The sequence below is a fragment of the Myroides sp. C4067 genome (genome assembly GCF_038039665.1).
Lineage (GTDB): Bacteria > Bacteroidota > Bacteroidia > Flavobacteriales > Flavobacteriaceae > Flavobacterium > Flavobacterium odoratimimum.
Genome location: NZ_JBBPHJ010000044.1, coordinates 1 through 13,908 on the forward strand (window position 1 = coordinate 1; position 13,908 = coordinate 13,908).

The 13,908-nt window shown below is 36.4% G+C and carries 15 protein-coding genes; 11 read left to right on the forward strand and 4 right to left on the reverse strand.

Annotation, left to right across the window (positions count from 1 at the left end):
- Nucleotides 1-763 precede the first annotated feature (763 nt).
- From AABL87_RS17145 to AABL87_RS17155, 3 genes are read left to right on the forward strand one after another with little or no spacing between them, the layout of a single operon-like run.
- Nucleotides 764-907, forward strand: coding sequence for a hypothetical protein (locus AABL87_RS17145; protein WP_155242159.1), 144 nt, complete (start codon nt 764-766; stop codon nt 905-907).
- A 4-nt stretch (nt 908-911) separates the two neighbouring features.
- A complete protein-coding gene (locus AABL87_RS17150) occupies nt 912-1,946 on the forward strand; it encodes a virulence RhuM family protein (RefSeq protein WP_341277664.1) in 1,035 nt (344 codons plus the stop codon).
- Nucleotides 1,947-1,948: 2 nt separating this feature from the next.
- Nucleotides 1,949-2,269 carry a hypothetical protein gene (locus AABL87_RS17155; protein WP_341277665.1) on the forward strand — a complete coding sequence of 107 codons (321 nt, stop codon included), beginning with the start codon at nt 1,949-1,951 and terminating at the stop codon, nt 2,267-2,269.
- 44 nt (nt 2,270-2,313) lie between these two features.
- On the opposite strand, the gene AABL87_RS17160 is transcribed toward AABL87_RS17155, so the two are convergent.
- Complete coding sequence (locus AABL87_RS17160; protein ID WP_341277666.1) at nt 2,314-3,888, reverse strand: hypothetical protein; 1,575 nt, start codon at nt 3,886-3,888, stop codon at nt 2,314-2,316.
- Between the two features lie 445 nt (nt 3,889-4,333).
- Between AABL87_RS17160 and AABL87_RS17165 the strand changes: the two genes are divergently transcribed.
- The 3 genes from AABL87_RS17165 (at nt 4,334) to AABL87_RS17175 (ending at nt 7,068) form a co-directional block, all read left to right on the forward strand.
- Nucleotides 4,334-5,413 (forward strand): hypothetical protein, encoded by a 1,080-nt coding sequence (locus AABL87_RS17165; RefSeq protein ID WP_341277667.1) that lies wholly within the window; start codon nt 4,334-4,336, stop codon nt 5,411-5,413.
- Between the two features lie 312 nt (nt 5,414-5,725).
- Nucleotides 5,726-6,352 carry a DUF6266 family protein gene (locus AABL87_RS17170; protein WP_006257549.1) on the forward strand — a complete coding sequence of 209 codons (627 nt, stop codon included), beginning with the start codon at nt 5,726-5,728 and terminating at the stop codon, nt 6,350-6,352.
- Nucleotides 6,353-6,600: 248 nt separating this feature from the next.
- A complete protein-coding gene (locus AABL87_RS17175; RefSeq protein WP_006262686.1) occupies nt 6,601-7,068 on the forward strand; it encodes a hypothetical protein in 468 nt (155 codons plus the stop codon).
- Nucleotides 7,069-7,117: 49 nt separating this feature from the next.
- Here AABL87_RS17175 and AABL87_RS17180 read toward each other — a convergent pair whose 3' ends face one another.
- Nucleotides 7,118-7,699, reverse strand: coding sequence for a tRNA-(ms[2]io[6]A)-hydroxylase (locus AABL87_RS17180; RefSeq protein ID WP_006257547.1), 582 nt, complete (start codon nt 7,697-7,699; stop codon nt 7,118-7,120).
- 238 nt (nt 7,700-7,937) lie between these two features.
- On the opposite strand from AABL87_RS17180, the gene AABL87_RS17185 reads away from it, so the two are divergent.
- Genes AABL87_RS17185 through AABL87_RS17200 form a run of 4 tightly spaced genes read left to right on the forward strand, consistent with a single transcriptional unit; the run spans nt 7,938 to nt 10,670 of the window.
- Nucleotides 7,938-8,144 carry a type II toxin-antitoxin system Y4mF family antitoxin gene (locus AABL87_RS17185; RefSeq protein WP_006257546.1) on the forward strand — a complete coding sequence of 69 codons (207 nt, stop codon included), beginning with the start codon at nt 7,938-7,940 and terminating at the stop codon, nt 8,142-8,144.
- The gene (locus AABL87_RS17190; RefSeq protein ID WP_341277668.1) at nt 8,141-8,476 is read left to right on the forward strand and encodes a HipA N-terminal domain-containing protein; all 336 of its coding nucleotides are present in this window, start codon (nt 8,141-8,143) and stop codon (nt 8,474-8,476) included. The genes AABL87_RS17185 and AABL87_RS17190 overlap by 4 nt, the downstream gene beginning before the upstream one ends.
- On the forward strand, nt 8,469-9,416 hold the full coding sequence (locus AABL87_RS17195) for a HipA domain-containing protein (protein WP_341277669.1): 948 nt from the start codon (nt 8,469-8,471) through the stop codon (nt 9,414-9,416). The genes AABL87_RS17190 and AABL87_RS17195 overlap by 8 nt, the downstream gene beginning before the upstream one ends.
- Nucleotides 9,417-9,419: 3 nt before the next feature.
- Nucleotides 9,420-10,670, forward strand: coding sequence for a glycosyltransferase (locus AABL87_RS17200; RefSeq protein WP_313138803.1), 1,251 nt, complete (start codon nt 9,420-9,422; stop codon nt 10,668-10,670).
- A gap of 43 nt (nt 10,671-10,713) precedes the next feature.
- On the opposite strand, the gene AABL87_RS17205 is transcribed toward AABL87_RS17200, so the two are convergent.
- Nucleotides 10,714-11,019 carry a cupin domain-containing protein gene (locus AABL87_RS17205; RefSeq protein ID WP_006257542.1) on the reverse strand — a complete coding sequence of 102 codons (306 nt, stop codon included), beginning with the start codon at nt 11,017-11,019 and terminating at the stop codon, nt 10,714-10,716.
- A 126-nt stretch (nt 11,020-11,145) separates the two neighbouring features.
- On the opposite strand from AABL87_RS17205, the gene AABL87_RS17210 reads away from it, so the two are divergent.
- Complete coding sequence (locus AABL87_RS17210) at nt 11,146-12,069, forward strand: helix-turn-helix domain-containing protein (protein ID WP_341277670.1); 924 nt, start codon at nt 11,146-11,148, stop codon at nt 12,067-12,069.
- A gap of 266 nt (nt 12,070-12,335) precedes the next feature.
- Here the strand turns inward: AABL87_RS17210 and AABL87_RS17215 are convergent, their stop codons facing one another.
- Nucleotides 12,336-13,724: a dipeptidase gene (locus tag AABL87_RS17215; RefSeq protein WP_006257540.1), complete on the reverse strand. Its 1,389-nt coding sequence runs from the start codon at nt 13,722-13,724 to the stop codon at nt 12,336-12,338.
- Between the last annotated feature and the right edge of the window lie 184 nt (nt 13,725-13,908).

Here is a 13,908-nt window from a genome sequence, read left to right on the forward strand (position 1 = left end):
GAATAATGTACGTCTTGTATATCAAAGTAGAGACGGATTATCATCCGTGTCACATAAGGTATGCCCACATGCCATAGACCGTGAAGCTATACGTGATGAACAATTGACAAATGATACTGAATAATGAGGAATAATGTACGTCTTGTATATCAAAGTAGAGACGGATTATCATCCGTGTCACATAATGTATGTCACATGCGATAAACAGATATTGTTTATTCCACATTGATACGCCTTGCAATATTTTGCGTCTACCGCAATGTATTGACACCTTTCTTTATCCATACCGTATGTCACCTTGACGATAGGAAAGGTCTCACATTATAATTAGGAATTTAAAATTAAGAATTAGGAGTGTGTGCCTACGGCATTTATTATTTCATCCTATAGGTATGTAGAGACACAATATTTTGCGTCTACCACAATGAATTTAGTTATGAGAGCCTATATACTTTGCTTATAGTAAAAGAAGGTTTCTTTGTAAAAGAGGACTGAATTATGGAATAAGATAGAGGAAGGTTTGCGTATAATTAAGTAACTTCGTTCTAATAAAGTTCACTTATAGAATTTCAAGTATTAAGTGAATAATATAATTGATAATTAAATTAATAGGTGTAAGATGATAAGTACAGCGCAAAGAACCGAATTGCAAAATAAGATATGGAAGATCGTTAATGAAGTGCTTGGTTTGGTGGATGGGATTTTAAGAATTTTGTATTAGGAACCTTGTGCTATCGTTTTATCAGTGAGATTTTTTAAGGAAATGAAGAATAACACTGTGTTAGAAGATGAGCACATTATAGACATCTTTGACAAGAAAGAGAATATAGATTATGTAGCTATTACGCTAGACAATGAGAAGATAAGTGTGTTTAGAAATTCTATCACTAGCGTCATAAAAAGATAGAAGTATGAGTGAGATAGTATTGTATACAACAGAAGATGGACAGACAAAGATTAATGTTCAACTGGAGAATGAAACGGTATGGTTAACACAGAAACAATTGGTAGAGCTCTATCAAGCTGCTAAGTCAACTGTAAGTGAGCATATTAAAAATATATACGCAGATGAAGAATTACTGCCAGAGGCAACTGTTCGGAAAATCCGAACAGTTCAAATAGAAGGTAGTCGTGAGGTATCACGTGAGATAGACTATTATAATCTGGAGATGATTATAGCATTAGGCTATAGAATTAATTCTAAGGTAGCAACTCGCTTTCGCCAGTGGGCTACTACCCGATTAAGGGAGTATATTGTTAAAGGATTCACTATGGACGATGATCGTCTTAAAGGCTTAGGGGGTAGCAACTACTGGAAGGAGCTGTTAGATCGCATACGCGATATTCGCTCAAGTGAAAAAGTGATGTATCGTCAGGTGTTGGATCTATATGCAACTGCTATGGACTACGATCCTAATAGCAAGGATAGTATTACTTTCTTTAAGATTGTGCAAAACAAATTACACTATGCAGCTCATGGACATACAGCCAGTGAGGTAATCTATATGCGTGTAGATAGTGATAAGCCTTATGCAGGGTTAACCACCTTTAAAGGAGATGAGCCTATACAGGCAGAAGCGCTAGTGGCGAAAAACTTTTTAGAAGAAAAGGAATTAAAAGTGCTTAATAACTTAGTTGCAGCATATTTTGATTTGGCAGAGTTAAATGCTATCGAAGAACGCGAGATGCGTATGGAAGACTACATCCGTGAGTTAGATAATATCTTGAGTTCTACAGGACGTAAAATATTGGATAATGCAGGTAAGATATCAAGTGCTACAGCGAAAGAGAAAGCAACTGCCGAATATAAAAAGTATAAGGCAAAAACACTAAGCGGGGTAGAGACCGCTTATCTAAAGACAATCTCCCAATTAGAACAACAAGCTAAAAAAGGAGATAGACTGAGTAAAAGGAAGGGGACTACCAAAAAAGGAGGGCAAGCATAAGTGTGTTCAAGAAGTTGTATTGGTATAGTGATGGTCGATGGTATTATGGTTCGAATTTTAAAGGGTCTATTCACAGTAATTTTATAGAAGGTAATGCTGCTGATATAGCTCGATGTAATAAGTTAGCCATTTTTCCAAAGGCTTCGGGATGGTGGAAAAACCTTAAAAAGAAAAAAAGATATGACGATAGTATGCGATACTCACTAATTATATCTATTGAAACACCTAAAGTAGCTGTGGATATTTATACTCCTGTGGCTGTAGAAGTTGAAAACAAGAATATGATAGATAACCTAGCAGTAGGTAATAAGATTTTAGTATAACACATAAACAAATAAAAAACGAGACCACTGGTCTCGTTTTTTTGTTATCGGTGTCCTAGGATGCTTTTAAGATAGGTGTTACCTTTCTCTTTAGCTTCGCGTAGTTTTATTTCTTCCTCGGTGAGGATGACCTCTTCTTTTATCCATACACGTTCGATGTACTTCTGTAGATAGACGAAGTAGTTAATCGCTTTTAGCATACGTCTGCGCGTAGATACTTCTAAGAAGAATACATCTGCGTCTGGGCTTATCTCACGTTGGTAATACAGCTGTATGTAAGGCTTGCCTTTTGGGTCAGGGTCTTGCTCTAGCTCGTAGTGGAAGTACTCGTATTGGTTCTCTCCATTTTTGCCTTTGCCGAGGTAGTTCTGTATCGTGATACGTGGAGCATGTCCTGCAGCTTTGTCCTCTAGTCTGAATCTCCACTGCTGTCCACAGTAGTATATCGTAGAGTCTTCCTTCTCATAGTATCGCTGACCTAGTCGCTGTACGACAGGGCGCTTCATGATATCGTTAAAGTTGGCTACGGTGATGATCTTCTGTTTCTTATTATAGATACCGATCATATCACTGTATTCTACTAATAGCTTCTCCCATTCGATGGTCAGTGATTCGGCTATGCTGGTATTCACCATCGGTTGCCAAGTCTGATCTAGCTCTGTAGGGTATCTATAGAAGGTCTGTAAGGCGTAGTCTTTAGAGAATGGAAGTAGAGACTTCTTTTTCTCTATGGTGACTAGCATCGCGTATAAGTCTTGGTACTGAAAGTACACAGATGTAGTGTACGAGTTGCCATTCGTAAATGAGATACGCTTATACATATCTTCTTCTGCATAGTCTATGACGATCTCTTCTCCAGTAGGGATGTGATCTTGATTAAAGATACTACCACCTGCTAGCTTCATTAGATTGTCTAGGTTCACGTCTTTGTTCGCAAATGCAAATGGGTACTTCTCATCTGCATAGGCAGGATTAGGCGTTTCTAATAGAATGGATTGGTTCTGAGCGAATGAATGTAAAATAGCATCAGTACGCAACCAGTTCGCCCATGAATATACGGTGTCGTCTAGTTCTTCTCGTTTATATAAGAATTCTGGTTTGATCAAATGGAATAGTACTGTAGGCTCTGCTACGTCTCGTTCTAAGTCATGGTTTAGCAAGAAGTCTATCTCTATGCGATCTTTCATACTGAAGCGATAGTCGTCTACACCATAGTCTGTATTGATAAACAGTCTGGCGCGTATGGTACCCCCTACGATAAGTTCGCCATGATTATAATCACCCCAGAATACCTCTGCTACCTTTAGATTTCTTTTGACATAGATACCTTGTCCTCCTACTGCTATATTATTAGTAGTAAGGCTACCTAGTACGACTAGTCCTGTAGAAATCTCTGTATTAGCATTGAAAATTTGGGGTACAGTAAGATTGCCATTTATAAGAATAAATGGGATAAGATCATCAGTATAATGTTGGGCAGAGATGGTATCTAGGTTTAGCGGGTCTTCCCACTGCTGGTGCCCTTCGTAATATAAGATCGGCAAGTCTAGATTCTCATGCTTATACCAACAGTCATCTGGTAATAAGTGCTTTATCTCTGCTAGAGGGATAAACTTCATAATCGGTGAATTAGTAATGTTTTATTATAACAAAAGTAAGTAATTATTGGCTCTGTCGTTAGATGAAGATAGGAATTATCTTTATCATTTTCTAATGAAAGTAATGATAATAAGTGCAATAATTGAAAATAGGGTTTAAAGAGTTTTTTTAGTTGTTAATCAGTTGATTAATAGTAGTTAAAATGTTTTCTTAAAGAAGAATTTGACTGCTTGTTGGTTAGAAGTAGTGTATAAAATATTTGAATAGTATAATTAATTGTTCTGATATATGTGATGAGTGTTGTTATTTGTTCTCTGTTAGAGGCTTTCTTTTCGTTAAAATTCTATCAATTAGAGAGGTTTGTTTAAAAAATACGCAATTGGTATGTGTCATATTTGATTTGTTTTAGTTAATAAAAAGTGAATTTTGTTAATTTGTAATTAAAATTATTTAGTTAAAAAAGTTATGAAGAGAATTTTATTTTTATTTCTAGGTCTATCATTATTAGCTTCGTGTAGTAGCGATGATAATGCTGTGATAGATGATGAAAAATTAGGTGAGTTAGTCGTAAAAATTGAACAGAAGAACTACTACGTAGGGGATAAGGTATTTATAAAGGTAGAAAGCCAAAAAGGGGAAGAGGTGAAAGGTGCTAGAATCTTTATAGATGAGACACAGGTGAATGCACTATATGAGTTTATGAAACCAGGAGATTTTAAAGTAGTAGCGAAGAAGGCGGGGTATACTTCTAGCAAGGCTGTAGATATTAAAGTGAAAGCTTATGTAAATATAAATCTATCGGTAAAGGAGAGCAAGTTAATCGTAGGAAACAAAATCGTATTCGACGTATTAAATGATTCTAAAGAGACTGTAGCTGCTAAAATATACCATGTAGAGAGTGGAACAGAGATAGAGGGAACTGAATATACTCCGACAGAGATAGGTGTATACACTTTCGTAGCACGTGGGGGCGAAGGCTATAAGGAGAGTAATAAGATCACTGTAGAGGTGCTAGCTGATACGAGTTACTTCTGGATAGGAGGTAAAAACTATGAGGTTCATGAGTTAACCTTTGACGTAAGCCAGTATAAGTATAAATCTGGGGTTAAAGACAGAGTGTATCTCTTAAATGGAAAAACGATGAATGCTGTAGAAATCAATGTTTGGAATATAAATGGAGAAGTTGTTAATAACATGAGTATTACAGTTTGGATTCCAAACCCGACGATTAAATTGAACAGTAAGAATCAAATTACTGATTTTGGTCAACGTGTTTCTTTAAGTGATTCAAGTGATTGGATCGTAAGAAGTGTGTTTTTGATGTTAGAAGGGGAAGATGCCCAATCATATGAAGTGAATGAAGATCGATTGACTGATATTACATTAAAAACGAAAGGATTAGTAATACCAAATAATGGGGTTGGTGCTGGAAAGAAAGGTGTTGAGAGTCAAGGGGTATTTGATTTTAAAGCCTTTGGCGATAAGGAGATGAAGTTATTATTTAATGGATATTTTACTACAACAGAAGCTGTTAAGAAATTCTAAGAGAGTAACGTTATAGAAAGAAGAATTGTTTACATTTTTTTTAAAGGGAAGAAGAGCCTTACTGTTTTATACTAGTAAGGCTTTTCTGTATCTACTAGTTTAGGTGTAGATCTGATGTAAGAAGTGGCGTATAGTGTCCCACTATATGCGACCATAAGTGACTAGAATAGGTCATGTGTGGTTAAAAAAGTCATGATTTAAAATAAAGTTTTTGATATGAAATAGATTTGTATCAGAAGATTAAGCGATAGAGTAGCTACTGAGTAATAATCTGATATCATAATTAATAACCATTTTAAAAAATTAGAAATCATGGCAGAAATTAAAAAAGGAATTTTAGGAGGAGTACAAGGAAAAGTAGGTACTGTAGTAGGGGTAAACTGGAGAGGTAAAAACATTATCCGAAGCTTGCCAAAAAAGAGTGGTAAACCTGCAACGGAAGGACAGTTAAAACAACGTGCAAAGTTTAAATTAGTAGCAGAGTTCTTATCTCCGTTGAATCAATTGACTGGGAAGTACTTCGGAGAGTATCAAGGGGCTAAGTCTAGAACCAACTTAGCGATGTCTTATCAGTTATTAGAAACGGTAATAGAGAAAGATGGTGACTTAGCAATAGACTACGCTAAGGTAGTGATCACTAAAGGGGTATTGCCTGTGCCTATCGTAAGTGATGTGAAGATAGAGAATGCTAAACTTACTGTGAATTGGAAGTCTGATGTAGGAATAGGATTGGCAAAGGAGAAAGATGATATGGTCTTCGTGGTGTATAATCAAGATGCTAACCAGTTTTACGTGATAGAGAATCAGGCTAATCGTAAGGCAGGGACTATCTCTGCTAATATCCCTGCTGAGTGGGCTAAGAATAACTCAGTGTGGTTGATCATAGTAGATGAAGCTAAGAAGTATAGCAGTACAAGTGCTTTCTTAAGTGTAGTGTAGATTGTGTGAGGATAAATAAAGAAGAGCCTGGGGATAACTCAGGCTTTCTTTATCTTTGCATATATGCTGTGTTTTCATAAAAAGAAAATAGTTCTTTTCATATTTGAGTTCTTTTTAGAACGTTAGTCATTATTAATTTTCTTTTTGTATTTCAAAATATTTAGTGCAAAAGGGAACATACTATTTTAGTTTTAGTCGTTATATTAGTGTATAATTGATTTGATATTTTCTAAAAATATAGAATTCTTATGCTGAGTAAATTAAGTATTGTTTTAGGAGTTTGCCTTATGACTGTATCAGGTTGGGGGCAGCGTAGTAATTCTGATTATAAGCCTATATTTAATGTAGGATATAATCAAGGGACGCATAGCATGATTCAGCTAGGAGTGGAGTATGATGTATTGAGTTCTAATGAGAGATGGCTCTTCATAGGAGGTGGTGTATTGGCTACTCCTTATCACAAGGAATGGCATTGGTTGCCGTATGTGGATGTTACAAAGAGTAATGGACTATTGTTCTACGGGGCAAAAGCCTCTACCAAACATGTACAGCCACAAGTAGGGATATCATTATTGAATCTGATGGATATAGGACTGGGATACGGTATCCCCTTTAATGAGGATAGGATACCTGTAATAAAAGGCTTTAATCTGAATATCAAAATACGCCTTAGTGGGAATGATAGTGTATATCCAAAGTTGAAAATGGGGTTCTAGATATTGTAAAAGTAAAGAGCCTCAGTTTATTAGCTGAAGCTCTTTACTATTATCCGTGTATGTGTTCTTTGTTTCCGTAAGATTGGATTAGTTCTCCTTCGAACTCAAGCCATTCTTTCCAACGTTTGTCTACATCTACTTTCTCTGTGTATTTCTTAGCGAACTTTAAGAATGTAGTATAGTGATTTGCTTCTGATACCATTAGTTCGTGATAGAACTTTGCTAACTCTTCATCTTTGATGTTTTGAGATAGTGTTCTAAAACGTTCACAACTTCTCGCTTCTATCATCGCAGCGAATAATAGTTTATCAATGAAGCACTCATTACGGCTACCGTCTTTCTTAGAGAATTTATACAGCTGACCAACATAGTCATCTTTGCGTTCTCTACCTAGTGTGTATCCACGCTCTTTAATGATGTTATGTACCATCTGGAAGTGTTGCATCTCTTCGATAGCAATCTCCGTCATCGCAGTCACTAAGTCTTCGTGCTCTGAGTTATACGTAATCAGTGTGATGGCATTCGTAGCCGCTTTTTGTTCACACCAGCAGTGATCTGTTAATATCTCTTCTAAGTTAGACTCAGCGATATCTGCCCATCGAGGGTCTGTTAATAGTTTTAATCCAAGCATAATTCCTTTTCGTTTTATGCAAAAATAGCAATTATTAGGTAGTAACATACTGTATTATTGGATTATCCTATCGTTATAAGAGAGTTGCTTTTGTCTGTATTATATGTTATTGCATATAAAATGATGTTTTAGAGGTTGATTATATGTAATTGCATATAGTTTTGTATATTTGTGTATAATTATATGTTATTGCATATAATATGAGTTAAGATTTTCATTGTATTTAATTCTGGAGTATATGAGCACATCATTAGGAGAGTTTGTTAAAGAACACCGCAAAAGGGTTGGTTTAACACAAGAGCAGTTAGCTGATAAGGCTGGAGTTGCATTGACTGTTATTAGAAAGATAGAGCAAGGGAAAGATAATTTAAGCTTAGCTAAGGTAAATGAAGTACTTATCATGTTTGGACATACTCTAGGGCCTATAAATACTAAGGAATTATGAGAAGGGCATTAGTTAAGTATGATTCTGTTAATGCAGGAGTATTAACGGAGACTGATCAGGGAGAATATGTATTCGAATATCTAGCAGAGTATATAGAGAAGTATGGGCAGCAGTTCATCACCTTTCAGATGCCTGTTCGTAAACAAGTTTATAGAAGTAATCGATTATTTCCTTTTTTTGATGGGTTAATACCTGAAGGATGGCTATTAAACATTGCTACTGAAAGCTGGAAAATACAGAGTAATGATCGTATGGGGCTTTTATTAGTATGTTGTCAAAATTGTATCGGTGCCGTAAGTGTACATCCTATAATAAATGAAGAAGATGAGTAGATGTTTATATTGTTATGAAGTACTTAGTGATGAAACTCAACAAGAATATCACGATACCTGTGCTAAACACTTTTTTGGAACTGTAGTAGCTCCTGTTTTGTCTTACGAGATGAGTGAAATAGCACAATTAGCTAAAAATGTTGTAGAGCGATCTGTGACCGTTCCTGGTGTACAACCAAAATTATCAATGGGTGTTGTAGAAAAAAACATAGGTGATGGACAGTCTGGTAGAATGACTATTTTGGATGCCTTAGAGGGACTCTACATATTAAAACCACAGAACGAAAACTATATACAGATGCCTGAGAATGAACATCTGTCTATGCGTTTGGCAGAGTTGTTTGATATCAACGTAGTGTCTTCTAGCTTAATTAGAATGGCATCAGGAGAGTTGTGTTATATAACAAAAAGAGTGGATAGAACTGCAAATAGCAAAAAACTGCACATGATTGATTTCTTGCAGATCCTAGAATTAGAAGATAAGTATCTTGGCACAATGGAGCAAGTGGGTAAGGAGATAGGAGAATTATCATCTTATACAGCATTAGATAAGATGCGTTTCTTTGAGTTGGCTGTTTTTAATTTTATTATAGGGAATAATGATATGCACTTAAAGAACTTCTCTATGCTATGTATAGATAATGTATGGGGATTATCACCTGCGTATGATTTGCTAAATGTAAAAATAGTTCTGCCTAAAGATAAGGATGACTTTGCCTTAAACTTAGGAGGTAAAAAGAAGAATCAAAATAGAGCATACTTTGAACGCTTTGCAGAAGTATTGAAGTTGAATAAAAAACAGGTAAACAATGTGTTTTCTAGAATAGAAGGATGGAATAAAAAAGCAGTGGAGCTTATCAATAAATCGTTCTTATCAGAGGATTTAAAGAAAGATTATCTTCTTACAATACATACACAGATAGAAAGACTTAAGCAATAGTTTATGAAACACAATTTATCCGGAAAGAAAATATTAGTTATAGGACCTGTATGGCCAGAGTCTAAATCCTCTGCAGCGGGGAAGCGCATGCTTCAGCTATTGCAATGTTTTAAAGATTGGGGGATGCAGATCTACTTCGGGAGTACAGCGAAAAAGTCTGAGGTGAGTGATGATTTGTCTTGTTATGGGGTGACTGAAGTAGAGCTGTGGTTAAATGATGTGCGTACAGATGAGGTATTAGCTGATCTGATGCCTGATGTAGTGATGTATGACCGCTTTATGATAGAGGAGCAGTTCGGATGGCGTGTGACAGAACAATGTCCTGATGCGATGACAATATTAGATACGGAAGACTTACACTTCCTTCGATTTGCTCGTCAGGAGATGCAGAAAAAAGGAGGTCAGGATATAGAAGAATATTTATATAGTGAACGTACTAAACGTGAGCTAGCTAGTATACTGAGATGTGATTTGACTTTGATTATATCAGAATATGAATATAAGTTATTGGTAGAGAAGTTCCATATATTACCAAATGCGTTGTTGTTTATCCCTTTTATGGAAGAAGAGGTTACGTCAGAGGATATTAGTAATTGGAAAGGATATGAGGAGAGAGAGGACTTTGTGTTTATAGGGAACTTTATTCACGAGCCGAATTGGCAGACTGTTTTGAAGCTAAAGACTGTAATATGGCCGCTGTTGCGCAAGAAGTTACCGCAGACAAGAATGCATATTTATGGAGCTTACCCTTCTCCTAAAGTGATGCAACTACACAATGAACGCGAGAAGTTCTTAGTACACGGTAGAGCAGATGATGCCCTAGAGGTCATTAGTGATGCTAGAGTGATGTTAGCTCCTATACCATTTGGAGCTGGGATTAAAGGGAAGTTTATTGATGCTATGAGAGTGGGTACACCTTCTGTGTCTTCGTCTGTAGGTGGAGAGGCAATGCGTGGGGAATATAAATGGAACGGTTTTATCACAGATGATGTAGAAGAATTCGTAGATAGAGCAGTTGAGCTTTATACAACGGAATCTTTATGGAAAGAGAAGCAAGAATATGGTGTGAAGCTTATCAAGGCTAATTATGATAGTAAGTATTATGGAGACTTATTTTATAGTGCTGTCAATACCATGTTTAGCAATCTAAAAGAGACGCGTAGAGCCAACTTTATAAGTGAGGTACTAAGACATCACAGTGTACAGAGTAGTAAATTCTTTGGGATGTGGATACAAGAGAAAACGAGTAGATAGGGGCCACGGATTATAAAAATCCGCGACAACAACTCGCTATCTACTACATTCTATTAGGTTCAAAAAGCATCAGAGTAACTTCTTCTTTTCCCACAGGTTTATTTTCTACTCCCTTTGGGACAATAATGCATTCGTTAGGATGAAGAGTGATGACTTTATCTCTAAAGTGAAGTTCTAGGATTCCATCTACTACCATAAATAGTTTGTCTTCATGGTCATGTGAGTGCCATTCAAATTCTCCTTGTAGTTTTATTAAATTGATGGTGTGATCATTGATATTTCCTAAGTTCTTTAATTGCCAAAAGTCTTTTAAAGAATCTGATTCTTGAGCTAAGTTTATTTTATTCATTTGAGTCTATTTTAGATGTATTATCTTTGTTATTTAGAATTAGTAAAAACAACTAAGCAAAGCTAAAGAGGTATACGTCTGGTTTTTGCAGTATGATGTTCGTTTTTTGCAATAATAAGATCGTGTATGAGAGTAGGATTAGGATTTGATGACTATAGAAGTGGAGAAGGGTATGTACAGCTGCATAGACAATTGTGTACAGAAGACTTGGATCTGCACTTTTATCAGAGTACTCAACAGACTGCGAGTAAGACGTATGTGTATAAGAAACAGCCTTATATACAACTCCATTATGAGCTAGATAAAGGGTATACGGAGTACAAGGCACGATATCAGCAGAAGTCATCTATCTATACAGAAGTAGGAAAGTGTACCTTGTTTTATCTGCCTGTACTAGATGGTTATCTATATGATCCTGTATGTGATAGTGCTATAAGCTGTGAGATCGAAATAGGAGAAAATTGGTTAACCCGCAACTTGAAAGAGGAGTCTAAGGAGAGTTATCAATTCTTAAAAAAGATGTCTCTTGGTGAAATCGCAGTATTAGGTGAGGATAGTTTCACGATCACTCCTGAGATGAAACAGCTCATTTATGAGATCAATACTTGCCCCTATACTGGTATGGTAAAAGATTTGTTTATCGAGGGGAAAGTAATGTTGCTATTGGCATTACAGTTAAATCAGGTACAATCTGATGTAAACCAAAAACACACTCAGCGCATACATACTCAAGATGTAAGTAGATTATATGACCTAAAGACGCTCTTAGAACAAGAGAGTCATCTAAAGCATACTATAGAAGAATTAGCCATACGCATAGGAATGAATCGTACGAAGCTGCAAGCAGGATTTAAGCAGTGCTTTGGGATGACGATTCACGAGTATGTATTAGAGATGAGAATGAATGAGGCATATCGTTTACTAACGTCCTTCTCTAAGGGAACCTATAGTATAGAGGAGGTAGCTAGGTCAGTTGGCTATAAGAACTATGCACACTTCTCTACGATGTTTAAAAAGAAGTTCGGTGTATCGCCTAGTACTTTTATATAATCTACTTTGAAGTACGACAAAATAATATAAATTAATGGAATACAGAAGACGCTGTCAGGGTACTCGTTATTGCATTTTTTATGCCCTTATCGCATAGTTATCGGATAGTGATTACATAGCGGTCGCATATTTTTGGTCGTTTTTAACGCGATCAGTATGCGATTGTGATTCTATTGTTTCTCTACTAGTAGAATGAAGGGGAAGAAAAAAGGCATAAAAAAAGCGAGTAATTTCTTACTCGCTCTAGTATTATAGTTAATGATGGATTACTTCATCATTTCAGTATAGTATTTGTAGAACAATGGAATAGTCTCAATACCTTTTAGGTAGTTGAATACTCCGAAGTGTTCGTTAGGAGAGTGTATCGCATCAGTGTCTAATCCGAATCCCATCATTACTGATTTAGAACCTAATTCTTCTTCGAATAACGCAACGATAGGAATACTTCCTCCTGAACGTACTGGAATAGGTGTTACTCCGAATGTATCTGTGTATGCTTTAGAAGCAGCTTGGTATCCAATAGAGTCGATAGGAGTCACATATCCTTGTCCTCCGTGATGAGGTTTTACTTCTACGCGTACTCCTGCAGGAGCGATGCTTTCGAAGTGTTTTTTGAATAGTTCCGTGATTTCTTCCCAGTCTTGGTTTGGTACAAGACGCATAGAGATTTTAGCAAAAGCTTTACTAGCGATAACTGTTTTAGCACCTTCGCCTGTATAACCTCCCCAAATACCGTTTACGTCTAATGTAGGACGGATAGAGTTACGCTCATTCGTCGTATAACCTGCTTCTCCGTATACATCGTCAATATCAAGTTTTTGTTTGTAGTCTTCTAAAGAGAATGGACGTTTAGCCATTTCATCTCTTTCTTCACGAGATAACTCTTCTACTTTATCATAGAATCCTGGTACTGTGATATGGTTGTTCTCATCGTGAAGAGAAGCAATCATCTTCGTCAATACGTTAATAGGGTTCGCTACAGCTCCTCCGTATAATCCTGAGTGTAAGTCTCTGTTAGGTCCAGTTACTTCTACTTCTACATAGCTCAATCCTCTTAATCCTGTCGTGATAGAAGGTTGCTCATTAGAGATCATTCCTGTATCAGAGATTAAGATAACGTCATTTTTAAGTTTCTCTTGGTTTCTTTTTACGAACCATCCTAAACTTACAGAACCAACTTCTTCTTCTCCTTCGATCATGAACTTCACGTTACATGGTAATGCATCGTTAGCAATCATGTATTCGAACGCTTTTACGTGCATATACATTTGCCCTTTATCGTCACAAGCTCCACGAGCGAAGATTGCTCCGTCAGGGTGTAGATCTGTTGTTTTGATTACAGGTTCGAATGGAGGAGAAGTCCATAACTCAATAGGATCAGCAGGTTGTACATCATAGTGTCCATAAACTAATACTGTAGGAAGAGCTGGATCGATGATTTTCTCACCATAAACGATAGGATAACCAGGTGTTTCGCATAATTCTACTATATCACATCCTGCTTTTTCTAAACTTTCTTTTACTGCTTCAGCAGTGTTGATTACATCTTGAGAATAAGCGCTATCAGCACTGATAGACGGCTTTTTTAATAGTTCAATTAGCTCATCTAAAAGACGTTGCTTGTTTTCTTGAACAAATTGTTTTGAATCTTTCATAATATAAAAGGATACATTGATTTTGTTACTCACAAAGCTAAGAATAAAAAAATACAATTTTTTTCTTGCAGATAAAAAAACCTGTTGTATATTTGCAACGTCTTAAAGGAACAGGATGTTCCACTAGATTTCGCGGGTATGGTGAAATTGGTAGACACGCCAGACTTAGGATCTGGTGCCGCAA

Excerpts from the sequence above, each read along its gene's own strand:
- AABL87_RS17145 (WP_155242159.1), top strand. The coding sequence starts at position 764 with ATGAAGAATAACACTGTGTTAGAAGATGAGCACATTATAGACATCTTT.
- AABL87_RS17150 (WP_341277664.1), top strand. The coding sequence starts at position 912 with ATGAGTGAGATAGTATTGTATACAACAGAAGATGGACAGACAAAGATT.
- AABL87_RS17160 (WP_341277666.1), bottom strand. The coding sequence starts at position 3,888 with ATGAAGTTTATCCCTCTAGCAGAGATAAAGCACTTATTACCAGATGAC.
- AABL87_RS17165 (WP_341277667.1), top strand. The coding sequence starts at position 4,334 with ATGAAGAGAATTTTATTTTTATTTCTAGGTCTATCATTATTAGCTTCG.
- AABL87_RS17170 (WP_006257549.1), top strand. The coding sequence starts at position 5,726 with ATGGCAGAAATTAAAAAAGGAATTTTAGGAGGAGTACAAGGAAAAGTA.
- AABL87_RS17175 (WP_006262686.1), top strand. The coding sequence starts at position 6,601 with ATGCTGAGTAAATTAAGTATTGTTTTAGGAGTTTGCCTTATGACTGTA.
- AABL87_RS17180 (WP_006257547.1), bottom strand. The coding sequence starts at position 7,699 with ATGCTTGGATTAAAACTATTAACAGACCCTCGATGGGCAGATATCGCT.
- AABL87_RS17185 (WP_006257546.1), top strand. The coding sequence starts at position 7,938 with ATGAGCACATCATTAGGAGAGTTTGTTAAAGAACACCGCAAAAGGGTT.
- AABL87_RS17190 (WP_341277668.1), top strand. The coding sequence starts at position 8,141 with ATGAGAAGGGCATTAGTTAAGTATGATTCTGTTAATGCAGGAGTATTA.
- AABL87_RS17195 (WP_341277669.1), top strand. The coding sequence starts at position 8,469 with ATGAGTAGATGTTTATATTGTTATGAAGTACTTAGTGATGAAACTCAA.
- AABL87_RS17200 (WP_313138803.1), top strand. The coding sequence starts at position 9,420 with ATGAAACACAATTTATCCGGAAAGAAAATATTAGTTATAGGACCTGTA.
- AABL87_RS17205 (WP_006257542.1), bottom strand. The coding sequence starts at position 11,019 with ATGAATAAAATAAACTTAGCTCAAGAATCAGATTCTTTAAAAGACTTT.
- AABL87_RS17210 (WP_341277670.1), top strand. The coding sequence starts at position 11,146 with ATGAGAGTAGGATTAGGATTTGATGACTATAGAAGTGGAGAAGGGTAT.
- AABL87_RS17215 (WP_006257540.1), bottom strand. The coding sequence starts at position 13,724 with ATGAAAGATTCAAAACAATTTGTTCAAGAAAACAAGCAACGTCTTTTA.